Source organism: Myxococcales bacterium, from assembly GCA_016712525.1.
In the GTDB taxonomy this organism is placed as follows: Bacteria; Myxococcota_A; Polyangia; order Polyangiales; family Polyangiaceae; genus JAAFHV01.
The window spans coordinates 262,558-286,694 of record JADJQX010000007.1 but is presented as its reverse complement, the minus strand read 5'-3'; the positions used below and the strand labels follow the sequence as shown (position 1 = coordinate 286,694).

The window sequence follows — 24,137 nt, the reverse complement described above, 5'->3', positions numbered from 1 at the left end:
CGTGACGCCGCGACGGGGGTCGCCTACGACCACGAGAGGCGCTCGATAACGGCGGTCGCGTCGTACGCGCTCGCAGGGCGACCGAGAGGAACGTGACGGGCGCCCGAACGCCGGGCTCAGTCGCGCGAGTTTCGCTCTTCGACCTCGGAGGCGATGACACCGAGCAGCTCGCCCGCGAGCGCGACCACGTCTTTTTCGGCAAAGCCACTCGCCCGAAGCTCCCGGTAGATCGACTTCGCGAGGATCGCGAGGGCGCGGGGGTCACGGGGAGCTTCGGTGGGAGCGAAAGGGAGAAGTGCCATTCGAGACTCCCTTCTACAAGGTCCATGCCACGGATGAGATCCGTCATTTCATGCACTTAGTGGGTATCGCCGGCCGGGCGCGTAGAAGCTCGTTACGCACCCCACGTCCGTTCCGCGAATGTTCTTTCGCAGTGTGGGTCGGAGCACGGGCCTGATTTCGCTCGTGGTACAGAGGTGGCCCATGTCGGACGGAGAGGACCTCCCGCGCCCCGCAGACGATGCGACCGACGGCTCGACAGCCGAGCCCGAGCCTTCGTCGGGCGACTCGCCACGCTCGGTCGCCCCCCCTTCGCTCGACGAGGGGCGGACGAGAGAGGAAGAACCTTCGAGCGCCGACGCGGCCAACGACGGCTCGGGGGAGGCCGTGGGGGACGCGGCCGAGCCGGCGCACGACGCCAGCGTCCCGAACGCCGATCCCGAAGGCCTTGGCGACGGCTCGATCGCGGCGGCACGCGAGGGCGAGACGGAGGCCCCCGTCGAAGCGGCCCGCACCACCGCGACGGACGGCTCGGCGCCTCCCGACGGCGAAGCCGCGGCCGCGAGCACCTCCGCCTCGAGCGGCCTCGTCGGGCGCCTCACGCGACCCGAGACACGAAGCCGAAGGCTCCTCGTCTCGGCGTTCATCTACCTCGTGTGCGTGGCCGTATTCGCGGCCGTCGCCGGGCCACCGCGGCTCACCCACCACACCGCGTTCAACCACTACGCGCACCTCGCCGACGCGTGGCTCCATGGGCGCCAGGATCTCCGGAACGGCCCGCCGGCGTACGCGATGGGCAACGACTTCGCGGAGTACCAGGGCAAGACGTACATCAGCTTTCCTCCCTTCCCCGCCGTCTTGATGGTGCCGTTCGTCGCCCTCGCCGGCAGCCCCGAGGATCTCCGCGACGGTCAGCTCATGGTGTGGCTCGCGGGCATCGGGCCCGCGGTGCTCTTCCTCGTGCTCGAAAAGGTGCGACGACGAAAGCTCTCCACGCGGAGCGAGAACGAGAACGTCGCGCTGTCGTTTTTGTTGGCGTTCGGGACCGTGTACTTTTTCACGGCCGTCGAGGGGACCGTGTGGTTCGCGGCGCACGTCGTCGGCGTCGGCCTCGCGGCGCTCTACCTTTTGTTCGCGCTCGACGCCGAACGCCCCTTCCTCGCGGGGCTCTGCCTGGCGTGCTCGTGGATGACACGACCGTCGACGATCCTCATCGGGCTCGTCTTCGCGGTCGAGGCGCTCCGCATCGCGTGCGAAGCCCGTGGAGGCCTTCCACGGGAGGGCTCGCTCGAGGCGAGGCTCGCCGCGCTCCGGAGCCGCGTCGACGCGAAGGTGCTCTTCGCCAAGCTCGTGCCCTTCGCCGTGCCCGTCGCCATCTCGCTCGCGATCGCGTCGGCCATGAACTACTCGCGCTTCGGGAACCCGAGCCCGACCGCCTTCGGTCACGAGCACCTGTCGGTCGTGTGGAAGGGGCGCATCCAGAACTGGGGGCTCTTCGGGTACCACTACCTGCCGAAGAACCTCGGCGTGATGCTCACCATCTTGCCGTGGCGCCCGCCCCAGCACATGGCCTGCTTCGAAGGCCAGATGGGCACCGTGAACGCCATCGTCGCCTTCGTGAAGGGCCTCTTCGGGGCGAGGCCCGCGTGCACGCCGTTCCAGATCAACGAGCACGGGCTCGCGCTCTGGTTCACGACGCCGATTTACTTCTGGCTCTTTCGCCCGAAGGAGAAGAGCTACACGTACACGTTGCTCGCCGTGGCGGCCGCCCTGCCCTGCTTGATGGACCTCCTCTACCAGAACAGCGGCTGGAGGCAGTTCGGGTACCGGTTCTCGAACGACTACGCCGTCCTCCTCTTCGTGCTCCTCGCCCTCGGAGGCAGGCCCATGAAGGGGGCATGGAAGGCGTGCGCGGTGTGGGGGATCGCGTGGAACCTCTTCGGCGCGGCGACCTTCGATCACGGCGAGCACGACCGGTTCTACTTCCGCGAAGGGACCCAGACCGTGCTCTACCAGAACGACTGACGGCACCCGCCAGGGGCGCAGCTAACTACTCGGTATCACGAACTATTTTACAGGCGCCGCCGCGGGCTTTTCACGCGCGACGGTGACCTTCTTGATGTGCACGGGCGAGGCCGGGCGCTCGCCGAGCACCGGCACCGAGGCGATCGCGTGCACGACGTCGACGGGGGCGCACTCGCCGAAGATGGTGTACCCGCCGTCGAGGTGAGCGGCCTTGTCGTCGGTGATGAAGAACTGCGCGCTGTTCGTGTTGGGGCCGCGGTTCGCCATGCACAAGAGGCCGGCGCGGTCGTGGCGCGCCCCCTCCCAGATCTCGTCCTTGATGACGTACCCGGCCTCACCGGTCCCGTTCCCTCGTGCGTCGCCGCCTTGGACCATGAAGCCCTTGATGATGCGATGGAAGGTGGTTCCGTCGTAGGCAGGCTTCGTCACCCACGCGTCGCTCGTCGGGTCTTTCCAGGGGCGTTTTCCGGTCGCGAGGCCGACGAAGTTCGCCACCGTGACGGGCGCCTTGTCCTCGAAGAGCTTGCAGGTGAGCGAGCCTTTGCTCGTGTCGATCGTTGCGAGGAGCGCGCCCGTGCCCGTGATGTCGCGGAGGGCGTCCGCGAGGGCGAACCTGCCGCCGAGCGGATCTCCGCCCTTCGCCGGCGCAGCCTGACCTTGGCCCGGCTGGGCGACGTTCGCGCTCGCAGCAGCCGGAGCGACGGCGGGATCGGCGTGCACGCTCGTGATCTCGGGCGGGGCCGACTTGGAGCACGCGACGAGGAACACCGACACCGTGACGAGGACGAAAGACACCGAAGAGCGCATGGGCGCCCTTTACCATAGGGCCGGCCACACGGTGAAATCGGCGCCGCGCGAGGCCTTCGCGCTACTGCGGCAGGATCGCCTTCATCCCCGCCCGCAGCCCGTGGGCCTTGGAGAAGCCCCCGTTCAGCTCGAGCACGTAGCGCGAGGGCTTGTGCACCGTCCGCTGCGCCTCGTTCAAGATCGGCACGTTCTCGAGGATGCCGACGATGGTGCCGTCGTCGTCGAGGAAGAGCATGTCGAGCGAGATGCATGTATTCCGCATCCAGAAGATCTGCTCCTCGCGGCGAGGCATGCGGAAGAGCATGCCTCGGTACTCGGGCATGCTCGTGCGGTACATGAGCCCGCGCGTGACCTCCTGCTCGGTGCGGGCGATCTCGGCGTCGATGCGCACCTTCGCCTCGGGGATCTCGATGGGCCGCAGGGTCGGGACGCTCGGCGGATCGGGGTCCTTGGGGCAACCGGGAACCGAAGGGCCCTCGGCGACCTTCGGGCTGGTCGTGTCGACCGGAGATGGCGCGGGGGCCGCCACGACCTTGGGCGCGACCGACGTCTCGACGGGCGCGGGGGGCAGCTCCTCGGGGGACCTTCGGCACGCGACGGTGAGGGCCGCGATCGAGACGACGACGAGAGTGCGGGAGACCGAGCGACGCATCGTGGGGTCTCCTCTATCGCGAGCCGACCGCGCGCGCCCACGAATTTCCGACCGAGGGGCTCACACCCGGAGCGAGCGCGTGCCCGCCTTGTGGACCTTTCCGGGAAGCGCATGGCCGACGATGCTCTCGGCGACCTTTCCCGCCTGGACGAGCAGCTCGAGATCGACGCCCGTGCGGACGCCCATGCCCTCGAGCAGGTACACGAGGTCCTCCGTGGCGACGTTCCCCGCGGCCCCCGGCGCGTACGGGCACCCGCCGAGCCCGCCCACCGACGCGTCGAAGTGCCGGACGCCGAGCTCGAGGCCGACGAGCACGTTCGCGAGCGCCGTGCCCCTCGTGTCGTGCATGTGCATGGCGACCGCCTCCAGCGGGAGGGCAGCGAGGGCCGCCCGCATCACACGTTCGGTTTGACGCGGCGTCCCACACCCGATCGTGTCACCGAGAGACACCTGGTAACATCCGAGACCGAATAGCTTTTCGGCGATTCGAATGGAGGCCTCGATGGGCACGTCGCCCTCGTAGGGGCACCCCCACACGCACGAGACGTACGCGCGGACACGCATGCCCGCCGCGAGCGCGGGGCCGACGGTGTCCTCGAAGCCGGCGAGCGACTGGGCGATCGACGCGTTGACGTTCTTCTTGTTGTGCGTCTCGCTCGCGCTGACGAAGACCGCGATCTCCTGGACGTGGGCCGCGCGCGCGCGCTCGAGGCCACGGGAGTTCGGGCAGAGGGCCGAGTACACGACGTTCGGGGGTCGACCGAGCTCGCGGAGCAAGTCGTCGGCGTCGGCGAGCTGGGGGATCCACTTCGGGGACACGAAGCTCGTGGCCTCGATGCGGCGGAGCCCGGCCGAGACCAGCGCGCTCACGAGCCGGATTTTGTCGGGCAAGGCGACCGTGATGCGCTCGTTCTGGAGGCCGTCGCGGGGGGAGACCTCGTAGATCGACACCTCGGCGGGCGCACCCCCGAAGAGACCGGGGTCGGAGGCAAGGGAGGGCCCGTGTCCGGTAAAATTCGCCATTTATGACACCGTTGACACCACAATAACGATTGCCAAGTCCAGACGAAAGAGCGCAGTCTGGAAGGTGCGATGACCTTCGGTTCCGACGATCGTGGGGCGCCGTCCAGTCTGCGGGGGTGGCTATCCGAGGTTTACTTTCCTGCCGTGCTGGCGGGCGCGCTCGAGCCTTTGCTCTTGCGCCTCGGCGCGCGCGCGACCCTCGACGAGCCCATGATCGGGCACGCCGCAGGCCTCGAGCAGCTCGCCGAGAACCTCGGGCAGATGTCCAAGAAGCTCGCCGAGACGAACGCGAGCTGGGACAGGTACGCCTTCGTGACGGGCATCGACCGCGACATGACGGAGGGGATCCTCTCGTTCGATCGCGAGGACCTGCGCATCGCGCTGCCGGTCGCGGTGGTGGCCGAGCGGCGCAAGTCGCGCGAGGTCGAGCTCCGGGTCTACTGCCGCTCGCGTGAGCTGCCTCGGTCCCTCCCGCGGAACCCGCCGTTCATCCCCCCCCTCCCCGCGCTCGTGCCGGACAACGTCCGCGCGCTGCTCGACTGCTTCGCCGCGGGGGACGCGAAGGGGGCGGCCGCGCTCTTCGATGGCGCGAGCTTCACCCGCGAGCCGACCGCACGCCAACGCGAGGGGCGCGAGGCCATCGAGCACGGGTTCGCGAGCCTGCTCGGCGCGGGCGTGGAGCTCTTCCCGACGGGCACCGCCGACGACGGGCGCCACTGCCTCGTCGAGGGCGCGTTGCTCCGTATCGGGGGCACCGAAGTGCGGCCGATCCACAGCCTCTTCGTGCTCGAGCGGAGCGATCAGGGGCTCTTCCGCTCGCTCCGCATCTACGACGACGCGCTCGCCAGCACCGAAGGGTAGCATCGGCCACGGAGCTCGGAGGCGACGGAGCTCCGACGCGAGAGCCCGAGATCGCGGTCGGTCGAAGGGCCTCGCCCCGCGCGGCTATTTCTTGCCGAAGGAGCGCTCGAAGAGGATCGACAGGATGCCGACGGCGATGCCCACGCCGAACGTCGACGCGTAGCCCATCGAGCCTCCGCACGCGCCGGCCTGCGAGGGGCACGCGAGCGCGATCTCGGGGAGCGCGACGACGGAAGCGAGCACCGCGAACGAAACGACCTTCATGCAAGAGAGCCTAGCAGCCCTCTCGGCTCGGTTCGAGCCGAGACCTCGGGCCCCCTCGATCTCGCCGCCAACCCTTTGAAAACGCTTTAGTTTCCGTAGGTCGCAAGGATCGAGATTTTGTACCGGGAGTGGGCGTGGGTGACGCCCTCGAGCGGGGTCTGAGACACCTTCGCGCGGACCGCCTGCGCGCACCCGGAGAGCTGCTTGGCGTTCTTGAAGGAGCGCCCGCTCCTCGGGAGCGTGAGCACGATCGGGTTCTTCTTTCGCACGAACGACACGTCGAGGACGTACTCGATCGTGCCCGCGCCGGCCGAGTCCGGAAGGCACGTGGACGAGCCCTCGATGGCCTTCGCGAAGGCTTGCTCCACTTGCGCGAGGTGATCGCACGTCTCGGTCGCGCCCTTCTTCTTGCCCGAGTCTTGGCAGGAGATCACGCGGGCGTCGGCGAGCTTCACGCGGGGTGGGGCCGCCGAGCCGGACGGTGCCGGCGAAGGGGCCGCGACCACCCCGGCCTCGCCCGCGAGGAGCGCCTTCGGATCTCCGGCATCTTGGGCTTGCGCGAGGTCCTCGGCGCGCGGGCGCCGCCACACGTAGAGAAGGGCGGCCACGAGCACGAACGGGACGAAGAGCGCGCCGAAGAGCTGGAGCCGCAGGGGGCGCTCGTTCGAGACCTCGGCAAAGCTCTTTCGCGAGGGTCGCGGCTCCGACGGAGGATGCGACGGCTTTCGCTGCGGTTCGGTCATGTCGATCGAGGCGTCTCTTTACGCCCCTTTTTAGGTGAGATCGACGAGCTGGCGAACGTTCATGCCGGATTCGTAGCGGGCGATCGACGCGTGGAGATCGAGCCCCTCGGGGAGCATCCCTTGGACCTGCCCCACCACCTGCTCGACGAGGTTCTTCGCCTCGTGCGGACCGGGACCGACCATGGCCACCGCGAAACGCAAGGGGCCGGTCTTTCCGCCGGTGACGGCGATGAGCGAGAGGAGGAGCATGTCGGTGAGCTCGACGACGCGGGTCGCCGCTCGGCGGAGCGCGAGCATCTCGAGGATGGTGGGCCGCTCGGACACCTGGCGGTTCGGACCACGGAGCTCGTAGCGCGCCACGGTGAGCGGCTGCTCGACCCAGTCGGCGAACTGCGCCTCCTCTTCGATCGCCCGGAGCAGGTACTCGGTGGCGTAGAGCCCGGTGAGCCCGTCGCGTTTGGCGAGGTACGCGCGGGCGCGTTTGTGGGCGAGCGAGTCCTTCGGGAAGCTCACGAGCTTGAAGCGGAGCTCACCGAACTGCACCTCGCCCGAGTGCATCAGGTTGACCGTCTTTTTGCGCTCGTACGTGTGCTCCACGTACGTGCCGTTGGTCGACCCTTGATCTTCGATCTGCCAGCTACCGGCTTGCCACCGGAGGTTCGAGTGGTGACCGCTCACCGTCGCCTCGGGGACCACGATGTCGACGTCGGTCCGGCGACCGATCGAGAGCAGCGGCTTGTCGAGGGTGATGAGCTCGCCCACGAACTCGGGCGAGTTCGTCGCGTAGGTCGTGAGCAGCGCCTGAGAGCTCGGTTGGAAGCTCGAGGCCGCGCTGCGCCCTGGAGGCGGTCCGGGATCGAGGCGCTCGCGCGGCACCTGGACCGGGTTCGTCGTGAGGGCCGCCGGATTGAAAAACCTGAGGTGTCTCGCGGGGATACGCTGCGACGGGTCGTCGGACAGGCAGCGGAAGATCTGCTTGATCTCGTCGACCGAGAGGCCCGACGGGACATCGAACATGATCTGGTGCCGCATGGGCTTGGCGCGCGGCTTGTACCCGGGCTCGGGCACGCGGCACGTCCACATTTCCCAGAGCGTCAGGCCGAGGGCGTAGAGGTCGTCTTCTTGGGAGGCGCCGCCCGAACGAATGCGCTCGGGCGCCATGTAGTTCGGGGTGCCGCCGTCGGGTGGGGCCCCGGGGCGACGAGCGCTCGCGCGCGCGCGCTCTTTGGCGAAGCCGAAGTCGAGAACGATCGCCTTGCCGATCGACCCGTCCGGGTTCGACGTGACCATGACGTTGCCGGGCTTGAGGTCGCCGTGGACGAGCCCTTGCGCGTGAATGGCGGCGACGCCGGACGAGATCTCGTGGGCGATGCGACGGAACTCGTCCGCCGTGTACCCGCCGAGGGCTTTTTTTCAAGCGAATATGGGTGTGGAGCGTCTTCCCGGTGATGTGCTCCATCACGAGGATGGGGCCGTACGGAGAGGGCGCCAGGTCGTGAACGCGGCACACGAACGGGTTCGACACGGAGCGCGCGTGAAGCAGCTCTTGCCGCAGGGCCTCGTCGTCGCCCGGCATTCGGGCTTCTTCCCGCACGATCTTCAGGGCCACCTTCTGATGGGTGGTGCGATCGTACGCGAGGAACACCTCGCCCATGCCGCCCTTGCCGAGGCTCTGGGAGATCTCGTACCGCTCGTTGATCACCGTGCCATGCGAGATCGGCGGCGGGGGCGTGGTTCGCTGCGTTTCGGTCATGCCGGATGGGCTCTTCGGGCGTCTACGAGCTAGCGTCGTCGATTCTGACGGACGAAGCAACGACCATTTCGCACAAGCGTCGTCGTCACGAGAAAACGTCGGCGAGCACGGCGAGGGGGCAGCGCAATCGGGCGAATCCATTCTCGTTTTTGGCGGAGAGGGAGAGCCGCTCGGCCGGCCGAGGCGGGCCTTTCGAAAACGTGCCCGAGGGGCCCGGTCTGCTAGAGTCCCGTCATGGGCCCGAAAGCGCTGCTCCGCACCCTCGTGACGTTGGCCCGCAGGGTGGGCGTCGAGGTGCGCGAGGTAGAGCTCTCGCCCCTCCAGCGCACACGGGGTGGTGAATGCCGCGTGCACGGGAAGACCGTGGTCCTCCTCGACGTGACGAGCCCTACGTTCGACCGCGCCTGCCTCGTGGCCGCCGCGCTCGCGAAGCGCGACCTCTCGGGCATCGCGCTCCCCGCCGAGCTTCGTGACCTCATCGATCGTGGCCCGCGCGCCCCGCGGATCATCCCTGCGGAGCAGCTCCGTCCCCTCGCGAAGGCACGCCCACGACCTCGCGCCGAGCGCGCCTCGGTCTGATCCGAGCCGCCGAGCGGCCGCGCCCGAGCCGATGGGGCCCGGGGCGCGCCACGCTCGCTCGCTACTCGGCGGTGAGCTCGTCGAGCTTCTTCAACGCCTCGTCGAGCTTCTGCGTCTCGGTCCCGCCCGCCTGGGCCATGTCGGGGCGGCCACCACCCGAGCCGCCGACGATCTGCGCCACGGGCTTGATGAGATCGCCCGCGCGGAAGCGGCCGACGAGCCCCTTCGACACGGTCACCACGAGCTGGGCCTTGCCGGCGTTCTCGGCGCCGAGCAGCACGATCGCGTCGCCGAGCTTGTCGCGGACCTTCTCGGCCATCTCGCGCAGGACGGCGCCGTCGGGGGCGACCACCTTGGCGGCGAGCACCTTCCCGAACGAACGCGTCGTCGCGCGGGCCGCGAGGTCGTCGAGGCCACCGCCCTTGCCTCCCTCGCCTGCCCCTCCACCGCCCGCGAAGGCGAGCTTGCGCTTGGCCTCGGCGAGCTCCTTTTCGAGCGCGCGCGACGCCTGCGTGAGCTTCTCGAGCTTCTCGGTGAGCTCGTGGGGCTGGGCCTTCAGCACCTGCGCGGCCGACCGCACCTCGCTCTCGAGCTTCTGCACGTAGGCTAGCGCGCCCTCTCCGGTCACCGCCTCGATGCGGCGTACACCCGCGGCGACGCCGGACTCGGACACGACCTTGAAGAGCCCGATGTCGCCCGTCGCGCGCGCGTGCGTGCCGCCGCAGAGCTCCACCGAGTCCGACGTCATGGTGAGGACACGGACCACATCGCCGTACTTCTCGCCGAACATCGCCGTCGCCCCGCGCGCCTTCGCTTCGGCGATCGGCAGCACCTCGGTCACGACCTTCGCGTTCTCGAGGACCTTGGCGTTCACCAAGGCCTCGATCTTGGTGATCTCCTCCGCGCTCACCGCACGGCCATGGGAGAAGTCGAACCTTAGGCGCGACGGCCCGACGAGCGAGCCCTTCTGCGTGGCCTGCTCCCCGAGCACGGCCCGGAGCGCGTAGTGGAGGAGGTGCGTCGCCGAGTGGTTGCGGCGGGTCTCGGCGCGGGCCTTCGTGTCGACCGTCCCGAGCACGGTGTCGCCGACGGCGAGCGCGCCACGCACGACCTTCGCGCGGTGAGCGAACGTCGCGCCGATCGCCTTCTGGGTGTCGGAGACGCGGAGGGTCGCGCCTTCGGTCGAGAGCTCGCCCGTGTCGCCGACCTGGCCGCCCGACTCGGCGTAGAACGCGGTGCGATCGAGCACGACGTCGACCTCGTCGCCCTCGGAGGCGCGCGCCACGCGGGCCCCGTCCTTCACGAGCGCGAGCACCTTGCCGCTCGCCTTGTCCTCCTCGTACCCCACGAAGACGGTCGACTCGGAGCCCGCGCGCGTGAGCTCTTCTTTGAGCGAGAGCCAGACGTCGTCCTTGGCCTTGTCGCCGACCTTCGAGCCCTCGCTGCGCTTCTTCTGCTCTTCGAGGGCGGACTCGTAGCCGGCCTTGTCGACCTCGAGCGAGCGCTCCTTCGCGATCACCTCGGTGAGATCGAGAGGGAAGCCGTACGTGTCGTAGAGCTTGAAGGCGACGTCCCCCGCGAGCGTGCTCGAGCCGCGGCCGCGGAGCGCGACGATCTCGTCGTCGAGGATGCGGAGCCCGCGATCGATGGTCTCGCGGAAGCGGACCTCTTCCTGCTGCGTGACGTCGGCGATGACGTTCTTGCGCTCGACGAGCTCGGGATACGTCTCGCCCATGGTCTCGACGACACGCAGCGCGACGTCGTGCAAAAAGGGCTCCTTGATGCCGAGCCTGTGCCCGTGCCGAATGGCGCGCCGCATGACACGGCGGAGCACGTACTCGCGGTCGCCGCGGTCGGGGAAGACGCCCTCGGCGATGAGGAACGCCGTGGTGCGCGCGTGGTCGGCGATGACGCGCATGGAGACGTCGTCGTCCGAGAGGGTCGCGCCGTAGGGCTTCTTGGCGAGCTCGGACGCCCGCGCGACGAGGGCGCGGAGGAGGTCGGAGTCGTAGTTGGAGCGCTTGCCCTGGAGCACGCTCGTGACACGCTCGAGCCCGGCGCCCGTGTCGACGCAAGGCTTCGGGAGCGGGGTCATCGCGAAGCCGTCCGCCGTCTGTTTGCGGTCGAACTGCATGAAGACGAGGTTCCAGATCTCCATCCAGCCGATGCCGTCGGGGCCGGGCTCGTCGCCGAAGGTGCCGAGGGTGGCCTCGCCGTCGCCGGTGAAATAGTGGATCTCGGTGCACGGGCCGCAGGGGCCGGTGTCGCCCGCGGACCAGAAATTGTCCTTCGCGCCCATGCCGATGATGCGCTCGTCGGAGAAGCCGGTCACCTTGCGCCAAATCGCCCGCGCTTCGTCGTCGGCGGCGATGCCGTTCTCGCCCCCGAAGACGGTGATGACGAGGCGCTCCTTCGGGATCTCCCAGACCTTGGTGAGCAGCTCCCACGCGTACGCGATCGCGTCGTCCTTGAAGTAGTCCCCGAAGCTGAAATTCCCGAGCATTTCGAAGAACGTGTGGTGGCGCGCGGTGACGCCGACGTTCTCGAGGTCGTTGTGCTTGCCCGAGATGCGGATGCACTTCTGGCTGGAGGTGGCGCGGGTGTAGCCGCGCGTCTCTTTGCCGGTGAACACGTCCTTGAACTGGACCATGCCCGCGGCCGTGAACATGAGCGTCGGGTCGTTCTGCGGGACGAGGTTCGCCGAGGGCACGACGGCGTGGCCCTTGCCCTTGAAAAAGTCGAGGAAAGACGCGCGAACCTGGGAGCCTTGCAGAGTGAGCATGGGGTTTCTGCCCGCATACCACTATCGCTCGCGTTTTTCAGCCCGATCGCGGCGCCCCGCCACCGAGCGCGTCCGCGTAGAGCCGGTCGTGGGCCCGCCCAACCACCTCGGGGGAAAAGCGCGCACGATGGAGCTCCTTCCCGGCCTCGGCGGCGCGGGCCCGCGCGTCGGGCGAAAAGAGCGTGACGACGGCATGGGCGAGCGCCTCGTCGTCTCCGAGGGGGACCACATGGGCCGCGTCGCCGAGCGCCTCGAGGGGCCCGCCGCCAGCGACCACCATCGGGACACCGAGCGCGAGCGCCTCGAGGAGCACGAGAGGCACGTCGACCTTGCCGTACAGGTCGTCGACGGGGAACGCCACGACGTCGGAGGCCGCGAGCAGCGTGGGCATGGAGGCGACCTCGCCCACGAAGCGCACCTTCGACGAGAGCCCGGCGCGTGCGATCGCGTCCGAGAGCTCTCGCTCGGCGCCCTCGGCGCGAGGCGTCTTCTTGCGGCACGCGAGCACGAGCGTCACGTCGGGGTGCCGCGAGAGCATGCCCGGGAACGCCGAGACCACGTTGCGAGCGCCACGTGAGTGTTCGATATCCCCTGGATAAAGAACGACTTTTCCGAAGAGGCCGTGTTTCTGCCGGAGCGCCTCGACGTCCGCCTCCGCGGGCACCTCGGGGGCGCGCGCGCACGGCGGAATGACCTCGATGGGGACCCCCTTCACCCCGGCGCCGACGAGCCTGCCGCGCGTCCACTCGCTGAGCGCGACGACGCGGTCGCCGAAGACGAGGCGCGCGACCCCGTCGAACGAACGAGGGGCGCTCGCGATCGTTTGGACCACGGGGCCCCGAAAGCCGAGCGCCCGTCGAAACCGCTTCGCGAAGAGGGCGGCCGCGGAGGACGCCGGGTTCGGCGCGAAGACGAAGTGCCAGAGGTCGTGGGGCTCGCCTCGAAGGAGCCGGGAGAGCACGCGTGCGTTGGCGAAGAGGGCCGGAGAGAACCCCCCGCCCTCGCGGTAGACGGGCTCGACGCGCACGAAGGGCCGAAGGTCGTTCGCTTCGGAGAACGCCTCGGTCGTCATCACGGTGGGCACGGCGTCGACGAGGTTTTCGGCGACGTCGCGCACGAGGTTCTTGGAGCCGTCGTGCCACGGCGGGGCGATCGGCTTCGACACGAAGAGGACGCGGGGGCGAGAGCTCACGCCGCCACCCTACCAGGGCTGCAAAGGGAGCGGGGGGATGCTCAGCGGCTCGCTTCGGCGAGGCCGTGCTCGGCCCCGCGGAGCGCGCTCTCCACGGCGCCGCTGACGACCTCGCCCTGGAGCTCGGCGAGACGCTTCGTGCTCTCGAGCGCCTTGGACGAGTCGCTGCCCGCGGCGCCGCCGTGGAACGTCCCTTTGAGGACCTGGCTCGGCGCCTTCCGGACCACGAACTCGACCTGCGCGGCGTAGGTCACGTTGCCCGCGCCGTCGGCGCGCGAGAGCTTGGACAGTTGGCCGTCGAGCACGAGCACGGGGAGGTGTTTCTCGGAGGCCTTCTGCAGGAGCGCGTCGCCGGGGCCTTCGACCACGACCGCGCCTTTGAGGTGAGCGGCGTGGGTCTTCGCGGCCGCGCGCATCACGTCGGGGAGCTGCGAGTTCCTCACGGTGGTGACGTTCGTCATGTTGCCGAGCTGGACGACGAACTTGGCCGAGTCGAGGCTCGAGCGTTTGAGCTTGGAGATCGTGTCCGTGATGCGTTGACGCACGGACGCCTGGGGCTCGACGGCGGCGCGGGCCTCGAGCGCGCGCACCGCGCCGACGTCCCCGAGCGCCCCGAGGCCGGTCACGGCCGCGATGCGGACCGACTCGGACGGATCCCCGAGGCTCTTCTCCAGCTCGGCGCGGGCGTTCGGGCCGTGCGAACGGCCCAGTTGGAGGAGTTGGACGATGCGGACACGGTTGTCGCCGTTGGGCTGCGACTGGGCGGTCGACTCGAGCGGAGCGACCACCATGCCGACGAAGAGCGCGCCAAGAAGGACAGCGGCGAAGCGGCCGCTCGGCTTCTGCGGAGGCGCGTGATGCGACGGGTGCCCTGACATCGAGTGCCACTCCTTCTCTCCGCACGACCACGGAGCCGACGACCTCGCCGATCCTGAACGCGCTCCCCCCATGGACGCAAGGAGATCCACGATCCCCGAGGTCACTCTTGGGGGACATGGACCTACGTCAGGAGCCCATGTGGGGATGGATGGGACAAGGAAAGCACGACACCCCGCGAGGGAGCCGATACCATCGAGCCCACGGGGTATGCGCGGACACGCCGTCGAGCTTCAAGAAGACTGCCCGCATTGCCGGCTCGAGGGTGGGCTCGCGGAGACCTACGACGCCCGCGAGGCCGCGTGCCGTTTCGGTGTCCCCGCGCGGGCGAGCTGCAAGCTTTGTGGAGTCACGAAGGTAGGCACGGTGTCGGGCACGACGTGCGACGACCTCCAGTCGATCCCGACGAACTTGTGCCCCGCGTGCCGGGCGCCTCTCGAGCCCGAGGCGCTCGACGTTCGCCGTTGCGGGCTCTGCGGCGTGAGGGCCGCTCTCGTCGACGTGACGGGACCTGCGGATCTCTTGGACCGCGCGACGCTCGAGGCGCGCCTCTCGCAGTGGGCCGCGAGCGAGGGCTTCGACGACGCCGAGGAGCTCGTGCGCGCGACCTTCGTGGCGGAGTCGACGTCCGAGGTTCATGCGCGGCTCGTCGCGGGGGACGTGCTCGAGACCGTCATGGATCCGTTCGCGTTCGGAGGCCGAGCCACGGGCGGCTCGTCCGATGGCACGGACGAGAGGCGCGGACCTCGATCCGTGCGCCCCGTGCGACGCAGCGCGACGCCCCCCATTCGTGTGCTCGGCGCCGACGACGAGCCGCCCCCCGCGACGCTCCGCATCCCAGGTGCGCCTACCGTCCCTCGCGACACGGTGGTGGAGGCCCGTCCGGCTGCCCCCGTGCTCGCGGCCCAAGCCCCGCCCCCGCCCCCGCCCCCGCCTTCGACCGCGCGAGCTGCGGGAAGCGAAGGCCACGAAGCGCACGAGCCGCCGCGCTCGGCCCCCCCTCGCGCCATTCTCTACCCGCTCGTGTCGGTCATCTCGGCCGACGGAGAGATCCACCCGAGCGAGCGCGCGTTCGTCGACGCCTTCCTCGCGAGCGAAGGCATGGCCCCCCTCGCCGACGACGAGATCCGTGTCTACTCTCCCCAAGAAGTGGCGAGGTACGTCCCGAAGCACCGCCGCGAGAAGATCGTGGAGCTCATGTGCGAGGTCGCCATGGTCGACGGCCTCGGCGACGACGCCGAGCTCCGCGTGGTGCGCGCGTACGGCTCGGCCTGGCAGATCCCCGAAGAGAAGGTCGAGACCTGGCTCTGGGGATACGAGCACGCGCAGTCGTCCGCCGCCCGCCAATTTTGGCTCCGAATTCGCCGCTTCGTCCTGTCGTCCCGCTGGGAGAACCAAGAACCGTGACCGCTCCGCCCGCCATCGATCCCAACGTCCTACGGGCGCAGTTCCGCGCCGTGCTCGATTCCATGAGGCGCGTCATCCTCGGAAAGGACGAGGTCATCGCGCGTGTGCTTTGGGCCGTGGCCGCCGGGGGCCACGTGCTCTTCCGCGACGTGCCCGGCGTCGGCAAGACCGTGCTCGCAAAGTCGTTCGCGGCGAGCGTGTCCGGCGCGTTCAAGCGCATCCAGTTCACCCCCGACCTCCTCCCCATGGACGTCTCGGGAGCGAACGTGTTCGACATGCGCAAGAAGGCCTTCGAGTTCCAGCCGGGCCCGATCTTCACGAACGTCCTCCTGGCCGACGAGATCAACCGCGCGCCGCCGAAGACCCAGTCGGCCTTGCTCGAGGTCATGGAAGAGCGGCAGGTCACGATCGAGGGCACGACCCACAAGCTCGAGGCCCCGTTCGTCACCCTGGCGACGATGAACCCTCTCGACGACGAGGGCACCTATCCCCTGCCCGCCGCGCAGCTCGATCGGTTCATGATGATGCTCTCGGTGGGGTACCCTCCGGAGGACGCCGAGGTGAAGATGCTCGAGGTGCACCTCGGCGGATCGCCGCTCGCCGACGTGTCGGCGGTGGTGACGAAGGACGACGTGCTCACCTGGCAGCGCACCGTTCCCCACATCTACGTCTCACCCGAAATCCGGCGGTATCTCGTCGCGATCCTGCGCGCGCTCCGCTCCGATCACCGAAACCTGCGCTCCGTCTCGCCGAGGTCCACCCTCCTGCTCGCGCGGGCGTGCCAAGCGCGTGCGCTCTTCGAGGGGCGCGGGTTCGTGAACGTCGAGGACGTGAAGGTCCTCGCTCCCGAGGTGCTCGGCCACCGCGTGCTCACGGCCGACTCGCAGGTGGGCCGCGATTTCGTCGCCCAGTGCACGGAGCGGGTCCCGGCCCCGGCATGACCTTCCTGAAGCTCGTCCGCGCCGGCTTCCACGGCCTCCTCCTCTTCCTGCTCCCGTGGGGGGTCGGAGGTCTCTCGTCGCTCGTGTTCGACACACGCGAGGTCGAGGAGTCGAGCGGCGAGCTCACGCGGTACTTCGCCCTCTTCACGGTGCCCCTCCTCTTCGCGCAGCTCGTCGCGATCTCGGTCAAGGTCGGGCGCGAGCGGCGCGCGCTCCGCGAGGCCGGCGTTCGCGGGTTCACGGGCTTCGTCGAGGCCCTCGACAGGCACGTCCGTGTGCTCACGGGCCGGGGCATCTCGCTCGCGCTCTCGTCGCTCATCGCGGTCGCGCTGGCGCTCTCGGCCAAGTGGGCGCAGCTCGGCGTGCTCGCGGTCGCGGGGCTCGGCATCAACTACGTGCTCGCCACCGCCGCGACGCTCGTCTCGGCCTTCTCGGTGCGGGCCTTCGACGATCGCATCAAGCGCGGGCGAGGCTCGATCGAGCGCGAGCTCCAGCCCGCCGTGGTCGACGCCGGCGAGGCCGTCGAGGAGCGCTTCGTGCTCTCGAAGGTGCCCGTACCGCCCGCGTTTCGCCTGCACATCGAGGAGAGCCTCCCGCGCAGGCTCGGCGGAGAGACGCGCTTCGCCCTCGACAGGTCCGTGTCCCGCGCGGACGCGACCGTCTCCGCCCCGCTGCCGCGCACCCCTCGCGGCGTCTACGCGCTCGGACCGGCGACCATCTGGTACGAGGACGTCCTCGGGCTCACGCGCGTACGTGTGGCCTCGCGGGCCACGGCGAGCCTCCGCGCGCTACCCCGGCTGCGCCCTCTCGCCCTCGAGAAGAAGCCGCGCGCGCTCGCGAAGGCCGAGGGCGCGCTGAGCATGCTCTCGCGCATGGCCACCGAAGAGCACTACGGCGTGCGCGCCTACGTTCCCGGCGACGACGTGCGACGCCTGCATTGGAAGCTCAGCGTGCGCACCGGCACGCTCCAAGTCCGCGTGCCCGAAGCCGTGCCGTACGCGCCGCGGAAGGTGCTGCTCGTCCTCGACAGCTACCTCCCCGAGGCCGACGGGGTCATCGAGGAGCACCTCGAGTCCCTGCTCGATCTGCTCGTCGAGGGGTGGGTGGCGCTCGCCCATACGCTCGCGAAGCGTGGCGAGAAGGTGAGCCTCGCGGTGGCGACGCGTGACGAGAGCGGAGGGGTGCGGGTCGTGGAGCTCGCCGCGCGGCGCGGGGAAGAGCGCAAGTGGCGAGCCCTCGGGGCGGACGTCGCGTGGCAGGCCAAGGTGCCCCTCGACGCCTTCCCCAAGCCTCCCGGGGACATGTCGGCGATCTTCCTCACCGCGGGCTTCGGCGCCTCCGCCGCGGCGGTGGGCCCGGGATCGAGCGTCGTGTTCGCCGATCCGCAGATCGTCTCCGAGACGGCCGCCGAGCTCCCCAAGGGCACGCTCGGTGCGTTCGGGAAGCTGCTCTTCTTTCGCTACCCGGTCGGCTCCGACGACAACCGCACGGACTACCTCGGCCTCTTCCGCGCGAAGCCGAGCCCGAAGGCCGCACAGGATCGCGCCGGCCGGGGAGCCGCCTACGTCACCGAGCTCGCGCGAGGGCGAGGAGCTCACGTGCTCCGCCTGCGCCGCGCCGGCCCCACCCTCGCCTTGGAGTCGCCATGAGCTCTCCCGTCGCCGAGTGGCGCCCCTCGTTCGTCGAGTCGCTCAAGCTCGCGTGGAAGCCTATTTTGGCCTACTCGCTCTTCACGGGCCTCGGCTTTTTCGCGTTCTTCGTGACCATCCTGTCGTACGAGCGCGGCTCGCGCGACAACGTGTTCGAGATCTTCGCCGCGGTCGCCTCGGGGTTCGCGGGCATCCTGCTCGGGCAGCTCGTCGCGCTCCTCCGGGTGCGCACGATCCCCGTGCTGATCGTCGGAACGTTCTCGATCGTGATGGCGGTCTACCTGATCGTCGCCGTGCGCGCCGACCTCCCCCCCGCCGTCGGCATCTCGATCTTCTTCTTCTGCTTCGCGTTCCCGAGCGGCATGGTCGCCCTCCATCATCGCTTCGAGCTGCTCGGCGTCTTCTGGCCTGCGGTCGGATGGATCGGGAGCGTGATGGTGATCTTGAACGAGGAGGGGCGCGCCTCGACGTGGGAGAAGAGCAAGGTCTCGGCGTGGCTCCCTATCCCATTGATACTGCTAGGATTTTTCATCCTCGGCCTCGTCTTGTTCATGACGTCGAAGCAGGCCATGCGCGTGTCGAACTGGCAGGCGCTCTCGGGCGCCGTCGAGCGCCGCGTGCACAAGAAGCACCGCGCCGACGTGGCCGCGCTGCCCAAGAAGAACCTCCTTCCGCTCCTCGGGATCGTCGCCCTCATCTTCGCCTTCACAGCCGTGATCTCGCCGTACCTGTGGCGCACCGGGAAGGGCGATCGCGAAGGCAAGGACGGCGCACACAGCCACGAGCCCGACGATCGCCCGGGGCGCACCCCTCGCCCCCCCGAGCTCGATGGAGAGGCCATCTTGCGCGCGATGCAGCAGGCGGGCAGCTCGGCGAAGGCCGCCGCCGGGGTGCTCTGGCCGCTCCTCCTGCTCGCCCTGCTCTACCGCCCCCTGAAGCGCGCTGCGCTCACGAGCCACCTCGTGACACCGATCTTTCCGACGCCACCGAGCGAACGGATCGACAACCTCTGGGAGTACGTGCGGATCGCCGCGGAGGACGCCGGCAACGTCCCCAAGCCGTCGGACTCGGTGGAGGACTTCGTCGGCCGCATCCGCGCGAGCGGGAAGACCATCGACGAGCTCGATCGCGCCGCGGTCATCTACGAGCGCACCCGCTACGGCTTCACGGTGGCCAAAGGCGACGCGATGGCGATGAAGGCCACGGCCGTCATCGCCGCCACGAAGCTACGCAAGGACATGACCGCCTTCGAGCGCCTGAAGTCGTACTTCCGGCCTCTCTCGTAGCAGACGATTGTTCAATCATAACGAACGCTTACGCAGGAGCGAAAGCTCGAGTCAGCGGCCCAGGACGAGCTCGCGCACGAAGCTCCGGAGGATCGCGCCGCCCGCGGGCGTGTCCGTAGACCGCGCGAGGATCGCGTCGGCGTCGAGCCCCTCGGCCTCGATGAGAGGGCGCCTCAGGGTGACCCAGGACCGCATCGCGTCGCCGTCGATCTCGGGATGAAATTGCACGCCTCGCGCTCGGCCCGGCAGCGCGTACGCGGCGTGGGGCTCGAGCTCGGTGCGCGCGAGCACCCTCGCCCCCGGGGGAAGGCGCGTGACGCTGTCGACGTGCGTCGTGTTGACGGTGAACGTGCTCCCTAGCTCGTCGAAGACCGGATCGGGCTCGAGTACGCGGACCTCGCGTGTGCCGATCTCGCGGCCGTTCGGGTTCTTCTCGACGAGCCCACCGAGCGCCTGCGCCAAGATTTGGTGGCCGAAGCACACCCCGAGCATGGGCACGTCGCGGGCGACACAGTCGCGCAAGTAGGCCTCGAAGGCGAGCATCCACGGCGCCCGCTCGGTCACACTGGCGCTCGAGCCCGTGAGCACGAAGCCCGAGACCTCGGCCGGATCCGGGAACGCGCCGCCGGTGCGTACGTCGTGCTCGAGCCAGGCGTGCGTCCAGGTGCTGCCGACCTCGCGCCGAAACCACCCGAGGTACTCGCCACGCGTAGCCGCGATGGGAGGGGGCACGTCGCCGGAGCGCAAGACCACGAGAGGACGCATGGCTCCGAAGCGTACGCCACTTCGGCACACGCGCGCGCGCCGACTTGCCAATTCCCCTGCGCCCGTGGGACGCTTCCCCTAAGCGCGTGCCGGCGCGCGGCCCTCGCCGGCCCCCACGGCCCGCGCGGCATGCCCCGAGGAGCTCGACCCGATTGACCAACGACGCGAAGCCCACCGCCGCCCCCGAGAGCGCGGCGCGTGAGGGAACCGAACAGCTCGTCCTCCCCCTCGACGATTTCCTGGCCCGCGAGCGCCCCCCGCGCATCCCTCGTCACGAGCGCGTCTTCTGCAACCGCAACCTGCGCATGAGCAACATCGCGTGGGTCGGCTTCGACATGGACTACACGCTCGCGATCTACAACCAGGCCGAGATGGACCGGCTGTCGATCGACGCGACCATCACGAAGCTCATCGGGCGCGGGTACCCCGAGCTCATCCGAGACGTCGAGGTGCCGATCGATTTCGCGGTGCGTGGCCTGCTCATCGACAAGCGCTTCGGCCACGTGCTGAAGATGGACCGCTACAAGAACGTCAACAAGGGCTTCCACGGCTTCCGTGAGCTCACGAAAGAGGAGCTCCGCGCCCTCTATCACACGAAGAAGGTGCGCCCCGCGACGCCGCGGTACCACTGGATCGACACGCTCTACGCGCTCTCCGAGGCCGTCACCTACACCGCCCTCGTGCACACCCTCGAGGATCGCGGCTACGCGGTCGACTACGCGAAGCTCTTCACGGACATCCGCGAGTGCATCGACGAGGCCCACCGCGACGGCACCATCCTCGACGCGATCCTCGCCGACCTGCCAAGGTTCGTCATCAAGGACCCGAAGCTCGCGCCCACGCTCCACAAGCTCCGGAGCGCCGGAAAGCGGCTCTTTTTGCTCACGAACTCGCGCTGGGCGTACACCGAGCGCATGATGACCTACCTCCTCGGTGGGAGCATGAGCGAGTACCCGTCGTGGCGGAACTTCTTCGACGTCGTCATCGTCGCCGCCACGAAGCCCGCGTTCTTTCAGGAGCGACGACCTCTGCTCGAGCACGAGAACGGTCGGACGAAGCCGGTCACGTTTCCCCTCGAGCGCGGGAAGGTCTACGAGGGAGGGAACCTCCACGAGCTCGAGCGCGCCATGGGCGTGACCGGCGACCAGGTGCTCTACGTCGGCGATCACATCTACGGCGACATCCTCCGCTCCAAGAAGGACTCGGCCTGGCGCACGGCGATGATCATCCAGGAGCTCGAGGTCGAGGTGCTCGCCCACGCCTCCTGCAAAGAAGACTTCGAGACGCTCGACCGGCTCGAGGAGCTGCGCGAGCGCCACGAGGACGATCTCCGCTTCTACCAGGCGCGCATCAAGGACCTCACCCGCCAGCTCGAGAAGGACCCGTCCGACAAGCTCGAGGCGGAGCGGCTCCGCGTGAAGCGCGCCGTCGAGCGCATCCGCGGAGTGCTGCGCCAGATCGAGGCCGAAGCGACGGCGATCGAGCGGCGGTCCGACGCGCGTTTCCACGCCTACTTCGGCTCGCTCATGAAAGAGGGCAACGAACAGTCGAGCTTCGGCAAGCAGGTCGACGAGTACGCGTGCATCTACACGTCGCGAGTGTCGAACCTCTCGGCCTACTCGCCGGCTCAGACCTTCCGAAGCCCCCGCGACGAGATGGCGCACGAAATCGGGGACTGACGGCGCCACCCCTTCGCACAACCCCAACGATTCCGGTCACATAGACGCGCCGCAAGGGATCCCGGAGGCCTTTCGCGCAACTGGATTTCATTTTCTCGAGGTTCGCGCTAGAAGCTCGTGCGTGGACAAACCGCGCGCACGGTTCAAGGTGATTCCCGAGGATTTCGTGGTCGACGAGATCCCCGCCTACCTCCCCGAGGGCCAGGGAGACCACCTCTACCTCCACATCAAGAAGCGCGGCCTCACGACGAACGACGCGGTCGCCCGCATCGCCGACACCTGCGGCGTGCCCCGGAGAGACGTGGGCGTCGCTGGCCTCAAGGACAAGGTCGCCGTCACCACCCAGTGGCTCTCGATCCCGGCGCTCCCGGGCACCAAGGTCGAAGAGAAGGCCCGCGCGATCGAGCCCGACGGGACGCTCGAGGTGCTGTCCCTCGCCCGCCACAAAAACAAGCTCCGCACCGGCCACCTCGACGGAAACCGCTTCACGATCCGCCTGCGGGGCCTGCCGGAGGCCGAGCTCCCCGCGATCTCTCGGGCATTTTTGGCGCTCGGCGAGTCCGGTGTGCCGAACGCGTTCGGCGCGCAGCGCTTCGGGAAGTACGGCGACAACGTCGAACGAGCGCTCGCGTTCCTCTCGGGCAAAGAGCGTGGCCCGCGCGATTTTCGCGCCAAAAAGTTCCTCTTTTCCTCCCTCCAGTCGCACGTGTTCAACGCCGTGCTCGCCGAACGCGAGGCCCAAGGCACCTGGAATCGGCCGCTGCTCGGAGACCTCCTCAAGCTCGAGACCGGCGGAATGTTCGTCTGCACCGACGTCGCCACCGACACGGACCGCGCCGTTCGGGGGGAGCTCGGGCCCACGGGTCCCATGTTCGGCGTGAAGATGCGTTCACCCGAGGCCGACGCGCTCGCCTTCGAGACCGCGATCGTCGCGCGCGAGCTCGGGCCTTCGTTCGACCTCGCGGCGACACAAAAGCTCGGCGAAGGCACGCGACGACCGCTGGTCCTCCGCCCCAAGGACGTGGCCTGCCGAGTCGAGGCTACGCCAGGGGAACAAGGCCCCGACCTGTTGGTTGAATTCGTGCTACCGAAGGGTGCCTACGCGACGACCGTCCTTGCCCGGGTGGTCGACGCGCACGAAGGCTCCTCGGAGCCGGCCCACGATTCCGCGGACGGCTCTCAAGACGGCGACCCCATCGACCCGTGACGCATCGTAGGGCGGTAAGGCTTCCCCCCGCCCTCCCCCGAGAAGGAACGAACGGACGTGAATCAGCTCATCGAGCGCGTGAAAAGTGCGATGGTCGGCCTCGGCGCCGGCTGGCTGTTGATCCTCATGCTCGTCCTGAGCGTGGTCTCCCTCGCCATCACGCTGGAGCGGGCCTTCCTCTACTGGTCCCTGCGGGACGACATCCCGTCCCTCATGAAAGACCTCGCGAGGCTGCTCCGCTCGGGCGACATCGACGGCGCGCGACGGCGCCTCGAGGCCTCCCCCAGCGCCGAGGCGGCGGTGGTGGTCGCGGGGATCGTCGAGGCCGAGCTCGGGGCCGAGAGCGCCGAAGAGGCCATGGCGGGGGCGTCGGCCCTCCAGCGCATGAAGCTCGAGAAGCGGCTCGCGTTCCTCGGAACCCTCGGAAATAACGCCCCGTTCATCGGGCTGCTCGGCACGGTCATCGGCATCGTCGGCGCCTTCGACGAGCTCGGCAAGGTCAAGGCGGCTGCCCCGGGTGCGGTGGCCGCTCCTGCCGCCGCGGTCGCCCCCGAGGCCGTCATGACCAATATCGCCGAGGCGCTCGTGGCCACGGCGGTCGGTCTTCTGGTCGCCATCCCGGCGGTCGCGGCGTTCAACACGTTCCAGCGCATCGTGAAGGGCACGCTCGCCAACACGGACGCGATGAGCGCCCTCGTCTTGGCGCACCTCAAGGCCGACCCCGAGGCCCTCGCCGAGCTCGCGAAGGCTCCCGCCAAAGTCTCCAAGCCCGCGTCCAAGAAAGACGACGAGCCGAAGAAGAAGGCGGACAAGGCCAAAGACGAGAAGGCCAAAGACGAAGAGGACGAAGGCTAATGGCCGGCGGCGCTCAAGACTCCGACGACGCGATCAACGGGATCAACGTCACCCCGCTCGTCGATATCATGTTGGTTTTGCTCATCATTTTCATGGTGACGGCCAAAATCATCGTGTCCCAGTCGAACGTCCCGCTCGACCTCCCGAAGGCCTCGAGCGGCCGGAGCGACATCCAGGTCGTCTTCAGCGTGGTGCTCGCGGCCGACGGAACGACCCAGGTCGACTCGAAGCCCGTCCCTAACGACGACGCGATCCTTGCGCTCGCCACCGACGCGGCTCAGAAGAACGCCGACCTCCGCGCGGTCATCAAGGCCGACTCGGCCGTGCCGCACGGGCGGGTGATCCACGTGCTCGATATTTTGAAGAACGCCAAGGTGTCCAAGATCGCCTTCGGGGTCACGCCCGTCGCATCGGGTAGCCCCGCGACCATCCCCGCCCCCGCCCCCGCCCCCAAGCCCTGACCCCGAGCCCGGCCCACCATGCAGCACGCCTACCACCGCCCCGCAGGACGA

General features: G+C 69.0%; 21 protein-coding genes and 1 pseudogene. 11 read left to right on the top strand and 11 right to left on the bottom strand.

Annotated elements, in window-relative coordinates:
* Positions 1 to 116 precede the first annotated feature (116 nt).
* Entirely contained in the window at positions 117 to 302 is a 186-nt protein-coding gene (locus IPK71_18385) for a hypothetical protein (protein ID MBK8215703.1), read from the bottom strand.
* Positions 303 to 483: 181 nt separating this feature from the next.
* Between IPK71_18385 and IPK71_18380 the strand changes: the two genes are divergently transcribed.
* On the top strand, positions 484 to 2,304 hold the full coding sequence (locus IPK71_18380) for a hypothetical protein (protein ID MBK8215702.1): 1,821 nt from the start codon (positions 484 to 486) through the stop codon (positions 2,302 to 2,304).
* 42 nt (positions 2,305 to 2,346) lie between these two features.
* On the opposite strand, the gene IPK71_18375 is transcribed toward IPK71_18380, so the two are convergent.
* The 3 genes from IPK71_18375 to IPK71_18365 form a co-directional block, all read right to left on the bottom strand.
* The gene (locus IPK71_18375; GenBank protein ID MBK8215701.1) at positions 2,347 to 3,111 is read right to left on the bottom strand and encodes a peptidylprolyl isomerase; all 765 of its coding nucleotides are present in this window, start codon (positions 3,109 to 3,111) and stop codon (positions 2,347 to 2,349) included.
* Between the two features lie 61 nt (positions 3,112 to 3,172).
* Positions 3,173 to 3,763 carry a DUF192 domain-containing protein gene (locus IPK71_18370; protein MBK8215700.1) on the bottom strand — a complete coding sequence of 197 codons (591 nt, stop codon included), beginning with the start codon at positions 3,761 to 3,763 and terminating at the stop codon, positions 3,173 to 3,175.
* 60 nt (positions 3,764 to 3,823) lie between these two features.
* The gene (locus tag IPK71_18365) at positions 3,824 to 4,786 is read right to left on the bottom strand and encodes a hydroxymethylglutaryl-CoA lyase (protein ID MBK8215699.1); all 963 of its coding nucleotides are present in this window, start codon (positions 4,784 to 4,786) and stop codon (positions 3,824 to 3,826) included.
* 69 nt (positions 4,787 to 4,855) lie between these two features.
* On the opposite strand from IPK71_18365, the gene IPK71_18360 reads away from it, so the two are divergent.
* Positions 4,856 to 5,647 carry a hypothetical protein gene (locus tag IPK71_18360; protein ID MBK8215698.1) on the top strand — a complete coding sequence of 264 codons (792 nt, stop codon included), beginning with the start codon at positions 4,856 to 4,858 and terminating at the stop codon, positions 5,645 to 5,647.
* An 84-nt stretch (positions 5,648 to 5,731) separates the two neighbouring features.
* On the opposite strand, the gene IPK71_18355 is transcribed toward IPK71_18360, so the two are convergent.
* The 3 genes and pseudogenes from IPK71_18355 to IPK71_18345 form a co-directional block, all read right to left on the bottom strand.
* Positions 5,732 to 5,911: a hypothetical protein gene (locus IPK71_18355; GenBank protein ID MBK8215697.1), complete on the bottom strand. Its 180-nt coding sequence runs from the start codon at positions 5,909 to 5,911 to the stop codon at positions 5,732 to 5,734.
* Between the two features lie 86 nt (positions 5,912 to 5,997).
* Positions 5,998 to 6,654 carry a hypothetical protein gene (locus tag IPK71_18350; protein ID MBK8215696.1) on the bottom strand — a complete coding sequence of 219 codons (657 nt, stop codon included), beginning with the start codon at positions 6,652 to 6,654 and terminating at the stop codon, positions 5,998 to 6,000.
* A gap of 30 nt (positions 6,655 to 6,684) precedes the next feature.
* A pseudogene (locus IPK71_18345) lies at positions 6,685 to 8,407 on the bottom strand (protein kinase).
* A 234-nt stretch (positions 8,408 to 8,641) separates the two neighbouring features.
* Between IPK71_18345 and IPK71_18340 the strand changes: the two are divergent.
* Positions 8,642 to 8,986 (top strand): hypothetical protein, encoded by a 345-nt coding sequence (locus IPK71_18340; protein MBK8215695.1) that lies wholly within the window; start codon positions 8,642 to 8,644, stop codon positions 8,984 to 8,986.
* 61 nt (positions 8,987 to 9,047) lie between these two features.
* Here IPK71_18340 and alaS read toward each other — a convergent pair whose 3' ends face one another.
* Genes alaS through IPK71_18325 form a run of 3 tightly spaced genes read right to left on the bottom strand, consistent with a single transcriptional unit; the run spans position 9,048 to position 13,838 of the window.
* Entirely contained in the window at positions 9,048 to 11,768 is a 2,721-nt protein-coding gene (gene alaS / locus IPK71_18335) for an alanine--tRNA ligase (GenBank protein ID MBK8215694.1), read from the bottom strand.
* A gap of 37 nt (positions 11,769 to 11,805) precedes the next feature.
* Entirely contained in the window at positions 11,806 to 12,960 is a 1,155-nt protein-coding gene (locus tag IPK71_18330; protein ID MBK8215693.1) for a glycosyltransferase family 4 protein, read from the bottom strand.
* A gap of 41 nt (positions 12,961 to 13,001) precedes the next feature.
* Positions 13,002 to 13,838 carry a HEAT repeat domain-containing protein gene (locus tag IPK71_18325; protein ID MBK8215692.1) on the bottom strand — a complete coding sequence of 279 codons (837 nt, stop codon included), beginning with the start codon at positions 13,836 to 13,838 and terminating at the stop codon, positions 13,002 to 13,004.
* Between the two features lie 208 nt (positions 13,839 to 14,046).
* On the opposite strand from IPK71_18325, the gene IPK71_18320 reads away from it, so the two are divergent.
* The 4 genes from IPK71_18320 (at position 14,047) to IPK71_18305 (ending at position 19,119) form a co-directional block, all read left to right on the top strand.
* Positions 14,047 to 15,243 (top strand): TerB family tellurite resistance protein, encoded by a 1,197-nt coding sequence (locus tag IPK71_18320; GenBank protein MBK8215691.1) that lies wholly within the window; start codon positions 14,047 to 14,049, stop codon positions 15,241 to 15,243.
* Between the two features lie 62 nt (positions 15,244 to 15,305).
* Positions 15,306 to 16,184, top strand: coding sequence for a MoxR family ATPase (locus tag IPK71_18315; GenBank protein MBK8215690.1), 879 nt, complete (start codon positions 15,306 to 15,308; stop codon positions 16,182 to 16,184).
* Positions 16,181 to 17,833 carry a DUF58 domain-containing protein gene (locus IPK71_18310; GenBank protein ID MBK8215689.1) on the top strand — a complete coding sequence of 551 codons (1,653 nt, stop codon included), beginning with the start codon at positions 16,181 to 16,183 and terminating at the stop codon, positions 17,831 to 17,833. Before IPK71_18315 ends, IPK71_18310 begins: the two co-directional genes overlap by 4 nt.
* Positions 17,830 to 19,119: a hypothetical protein gene (locus tag IPK71_18305; protein MBK8215688.1), complete on the top strand. Its 1,290-nt coding sequence runs from the start codon at positions 17,830 to 17,832 to the stop codon at positions 19,117 to 19,119. Before IPK71_18310 ends, IPK71_18305 begins: the two co-directional genes overlap by 4 nt.
* Positions 19,120 to 19,170: 51 nt before the next feature.
* On the opposite strand, the gene IPK71_18300 is transcribed toward IPK71_18305, so the two are convergent.
* A complete protein-coding gene (locus tag IPK71_18300; GenBank protein ID MBK8215687.1) occupies positions 19,171 to 19,884 on the bottom strand; it encodes a glutamine amidotransferase in 714 nt (237 codons plus the stop codon).
* A 305-nt stretch (positions 19,885 to 20,189) separates the two neighbouring features.
* Between IPK71_18300 and IPK71_18295 the strand changes: the two genes are divergently transcribed.
* From IPK71_18295 to IPK71_18280, 4 genes are all read left to right on the top strand, one after another.
* The gene (locus IPK71_18295; GenBank protein ID MBK8215686.1) at positions 20,190 to 21,563 is read left to right on the top strand and encodes an HAD-IG family 5'-nucleotidase; all 1,374 of its coding nucleotides are present in this window, start codon (positions 20,190 to 20,192) and stop codon (positions 21,561 to 21,563) included.
* 121 nt (positions 21,564 to 21,684) lie between these two features.
* Complete coding sequence (locus IPK71_18290) at positions 21,685 to 22,770, top strand: tRNA pseudouridine(13) synthase TruD (GenBank protein ID MBK8215685.1); 1,086 nt, start codon at positions 21,685 to 21,687, stop codon at positions 22,768 to 22,770.
* Positions 22,771 to 22,860: 90 nt separating this feature from the next.
* Positions 22,861 to 23,625, top strand: a complete 765-nt coding sequence (locus IPK71_18285) for a MotA/TolQ/ExbB proton channel family protein (GenBank protein MBK8215684.1) — start codon at positions 22,861 to 22,863, stop codon at positions 23,623 to 23,625.
* Positions 23,625 to 24,086, top strand: a complete 462-nt coding sequence (locus tag IPK71_18280; GenBank protein MBK8215683.1) for a biopolymer transporter ExbD — start codon at positions 23,625 to 23,627, stop codon at positions 24,084 to 24,086. Before IPK71_18285 ends, IPK71_18280 begins: the two co-directional genes overlap by 1 nt.
* Positions 24,087 to 24,137 lie beyond the last annotated feature (51 nt).

What these genes read in the sequence shown, in the direction of transcription:
- IPK71_18385 (MBK8215703.1), bottom strand. Translation starts at nt 302, where the DNA reads ATGGCACTTCTCCCTTTCGCTCCCACCGAAGCTCCCCGTGACCCCCGC.
- IPK71_18380 (MBK8215702.1), top strand. Translation starts at nt 484, where the DNA reads ATGTCGGACGGAGAGGACCTCCCGCGCCCCGCAGACGATGCGACCGAC.
- IPK71_18375 (MBK8215701.1), bottom strand. Translation starts at nt 3,111, where the DNA reads ATGCGCTCTTCGGTGTCTTTCGTCCTCGTCACGGTGTCGGTGTTCCTC.
- IPK71_18370 (MBK8215700.1), bottom strand. Translation starts at nt 3,763, where the DNA reads ATGCGTCGCTCGGTCTCCCGCACTCTCGTCGTCGTCTCGATCGCGGCC.
- IPK71_18365 (MBK8215699.1), bottom strand. Translation starts at nt 4,786, where the DNA reads ATGGCGAATTTTACCGGACACGGGCCCTCCCTTGCCTCCGACCCCGGT.
- IPK71_18360 (MBK8215698.1), top strand. Translation starts at nt 4,856, where the DNA reads ATGACCTTCGGTTCCGACGATCGTGGGGCGCCGTCCAGTCTGCGGGGG.
- IPK71_18355 (MBK8215697.1), bottom strand. Translation starts at nt 5,911, where the DNA reads ATGAAGGTCGTTTCGTTCGCGGTGCTCGCTTCCGTCGTCGCGCTCCCC.
- IPK71_18350 (MBK8215696.1), bottom strand. Translation starts at nt 6,654, where the DNA reads ATGACCGAACCGCAGCGAAAGCCGTCGCATCCTCCGTCGGAGCCGCGA.
- IPK71_18340 (MBK8215695.1), top strand. Translation starts at nt 8,642, where the DNA reads ATGGGCCCGAAAGCGCTGCTCCGCACCCTCGTGACGTTGGCCCGCAGG.
- alaS (MBK8215694.1), bottom strand. Translation starts at nt 11,768, where the DNA reads ATGCTCACTCTGCAAGGCTCCCAGGTTCGCGCGTCTTTCCTCGACTTT.
- IPK71_18325 (MBK8215692.1), bottom strand. Translation starts at nt 13,838, where the DNA reads ATGTCAGGGCACCCGTCGCATCACGCGCCTCCGCAGAAGCCGAGCGGC.
- IPK71_18320 (MBK8215691.1), top strand. Translation starts at nt 14,047, where the DNA reads ATGCGCGGACACGCCGTCGAGCTTCAAGAAGACTGCCCGCATTGCCGG.
- IPK71_18315 (MBK8215690.1), top strand. Translation starts at nt 15,306, where the DNA reads ATGAGGCGCGTCATCCTCGGAAAGGACGAGGTCATCGCGCGTGTGCTT.
- IPK71_18310 (MBK8215689.1), top strand. Translation starts at nt 16,181, where the DNA reads ATGACCTTCCTGAAGCTCGTCCGCGCCGGCTTCCACGGCCTCCTCCTC.
- IPK71_18305 (MBK8215688.1), top strand. Translation starts at nt 17,830, where the DNA reads ATGAGCTCTCCCGTCGCCGAGTGGCGCCCCTCGTTCGTCGAGTCGCTC.
- IPK71_18300 (MBK8215687.1), bottom strand. Translation starts at nt 19,884, where the DNA reads ATGCGTCCTCTCGTGGTCTTGCGCTCCGGCGACGTGCCCCCTCCCATC.
- IPK71_18295 (MBK8215686.1), top strand. Translation starts at nt 20,190, where the DNA reads ATGAGCAACATCGCGTGGGTCGGCTTCGACATGGACTACACGCTCGCG.
- IPK71_18285 (MBK8215684.1), top strand. Translation starts at nt 22,861, where the DNA reads ATGGTCGGCCTCGGCGCCGGCTGGCTGTTGATCCTCATGCTCGTCCTG.
- IPK71_18280 (MBK8215683.1), top strand. Translation starts at nt 23,625, where the DNA reads ATGGCCGGCGGCGCTCAAGACTCCGACGACGCGATCAACGGGATCAAC.